Genomic DNA, 2392 nt, shown 5'->3' with positions numbered 1-2392 from the left:
CAACTTAGCCCATCTCTTAGATTAACTGCCGAATTAATCTACAACTTACCCAAACTCTTCGATTAACTACTGAGTTAATCTACAACTTAGCCCATCTCTTAGATTAACTGCCGAATTAATCTACAACTTAGCCCATCTCTTAGATTAACTACTGAGTTAATCTACAACCCAGCCCAACTCTTAGATTAACTGCCGAATTAATCTACAACTTACCCAAACTCTTCGATTAACTACTGAGTTAATCTACAACTTACCCAAACTCTTCGATTAACTACTGTATTAATCTACAACTTAGCTCATTTTTTCAAAAAATCGAGGTTGGGACAATTCAAATGTCTCAACCTCGAACTTATTTTATCTATATAAATGATTCAAATATTAGTTGTTTTCCTGGTACGGCTTTCTCATCAAATCCATCTAAGAATGGTTGGTTATCATATGGTACTTTAATTCTTTCTACATTTATCGCACCATCTTTAACTTCTACAATTCCATATACTGCATAAGCGCCATTGTTCAAACCTACAGATCCTGGATTAAAATATATTGTCTCAATATCATCAAAATGGTGTAATACATGATTATGTCCAAAGGTTACAAAATCTGCATCTAAGCCATTAAATAATCCATGCACATGTTCTAATGAGGGCTCAACGATTGGTTCAAATGGATCGTCACTAATATGTTGCTTGATATTTTCTTCAAGTATACGATAATGAGTGAAATAAAATTTTAATCCTTCAATATCTTGAGTAACTTCACGTTGCAAGTTATTCAAAAAGTTATAATATTTAGTATCTAAATGTTCCACTATCCATTGATGATGTTCATAAAATTTATTTTTTAAACTTTCAGGATAATCTTCTTTATTAGCAACTGCCATTATTGCTTCATCATGGTTTCCAGCAATATAAGTCATATCATCTCTATTTGTAATAACTTCTAGAACTTCATTCGTTTGATGTCCGACACCAATGTTATCGCCTAAATTATAAATGTGTTTAATGTCTTTTTTATTATCTATATCTGTAAGTACAGCTGTCAAAGCATCATAGTTTCCGTGTATATCTGTTAAAATTGCAAATTTAACCATAATACAACTCCTTAATGATTAATTATTAAATTGCTCAACCGCTTCTTTAATTTCTATGTCTCCTGATACCACTTGAAATTCTTGTCCAATTTTACCATCATTATTTAATACTTCTTGTATCACATTAGCAACGTCTTCGCGTGGTACTTTTCCGCGTTCAACTTCTTCTGCTATTTCTACTTTACCTAATCCATCATCGTTAGTTAATAATCCTGGATGCACAATTGTATATGGTAAACCAGAATTTCTTAAATGAACATCAGCATAATGTTTAGCAATTGTATAAGGTTTCAAGTCACCTTCAAATGCTGATCTTCTAGTATCAAATGAAGAAACGAGTACGAAATGTTTTGTACCTGCTTTCTTACTAGCTTCTATTGATTTAACAGCACCATCTAAATCAATGATAATCGTTTGATCTGCTCCAGTGTGACCACCAGATCCAGCAGTAAACACAACTTTATCTGCATCTTTTATTTTTTCAGAAATATCATTAATATCATCATATTCTAAATCAAGTGACACTGTTTTGGCACCTAATTCTTCAAAGAAAGCTGCTTGGCTATTTTTTCTAATGGCTGCTGTTACTTCATTTCCTTGATCGATTAAACTTTTTACTAAATGTCTTCCAATTTGTCCATTAGCACCTATTACGAATATATTCATTTAAAACACTCCTTTAAATTTTTTCATGTATAAATTGATAATTGTGCAATCTATCTGAGGTAATTAACCTTTCTGTTACTTCATATGGCTTTTCATAATTCATATCTGATACAACAATAGAACCGTCACTTTTCACTTCATTAACGATCGCAACATGTCCTAATTCACCATAATCAGTTTGTAATATAGAACCTTCTCTTGGTTGACCATCGACTTTATAACCTTCATCTTTAGCACGATCATCCCACTGTTTTGCATCACCCCAAGATGATCCAATTCTTTTATCAATATTTAATCTTTCTTCATAAACATAAAATGTACATTGACCTTCTTGATAAAAATTTCCTAACGAGCGGTCATCTGTTTTATCATTTTTCTTAATTTGTTCTGTCCGTATAGCTATTTCTTTTTCCTTTATTTGCTTTTTGATATCTTCAGTGTAATCACTTATAAAATCAAATCCACCTTGGCTTCTAAAAAGAAATGCCATTGCAATAATAGCAGTCCATGTAGCAATGAACACAATAAATCGGAATAACTTTTTCATAGTCCACTCCTAAAAATCTTATACTTTAAATATATGAGTAATTTAATACGATATCAAACAAAGTGCTTATTACCTTCTTTTAAAAG

The 2392-nt window shown here is 31.5% G+C and carries 3 protein-coding genes; all 3 read right to left on the bottom strand.

Annotated elements, in window-relative coordinates; translation table 11 throughout:
• Nucleotides 1-358 precede the first annotated feature (358 nt).
• Genes CD129_RS11430 through CD129_RS11420 form a run of 3 tightly spaced genes read right to left on the bottom strand, consistent with a single transcriptional unit; the run spans nucleotide 359 to nucleotide 2306 of the window.
• Nucleotides 359-1093, bottom strand: coding sequence for a metallophosphoesterase family protein (locus tag CD129_RS11430; protein ID WP_107509166.1), 735 nt, complete (start codon nucleotides 1091-1093; stop codon nucleotides 359-361).
• 18 nt (nucleotides 1094-1111) lie between these two features.
• Nucleotides 1112-1759 (bottom strand): SDR family oxidoreductase, encoded by a 648-nt coding sequence (locus CD129_RS11425; protein ID WP_107509165.1) that lies wholly within the window; start codon nucleotides 1757-1759, stop codon nucleotides 1112-1114.
• 13 nt (nucleotides 1760-1772) lie between these two features.
• Entirely contained in the window at nucleotides 1773-2306 is a 534-nt protein-coding gene (locus tag CD129_RS11420) for a CHAP domain-containing protein (RefSeq protein ID WP_078358441.1), read from the bottom strand.
• Nucleotides 2307-2392 lie beyond the last annotated feature (86 nt).

Source organism: Mammaliicoccus fleurettii (assembly GCF_003970575.1).
Classification (GTDB): domain Bacteria; phylum Bacillota; class Bacilli; order Staphylococcales; family Staphylococcaceae; genus Mammaliicoccus; species Mammaliicoccus fleurettii.
Note: the sequence above shows the minus strand (reverse complement) of the source record. Positions and strands in the feature narration are given on the sequence as shown.

Bases quoted from the DNA above. Each gene is read 5' to 3' on its own strand.
- CD129_RS11430 (WP_107509166.1), bottom strand. From the start codon at position 1,093: ATGGTTAAATTTGCAATTTTAACAGATATACACGGAAACTATGATGCT.
- CD129_RS11425 (WP_107509165.1), bottom strand. From the start codon at position 1,759: ATGAATATATTCGTAATAGGTGCTAATGGACAAATTGGAAGACATTTA.
- CD129_RS11420 (WP_078358441.1), bottom strand. From the start codon at position 2,306: ATGAAAAAGTTATTCCGATTTATTGTGTTCATTGCTACATGGACTGCT.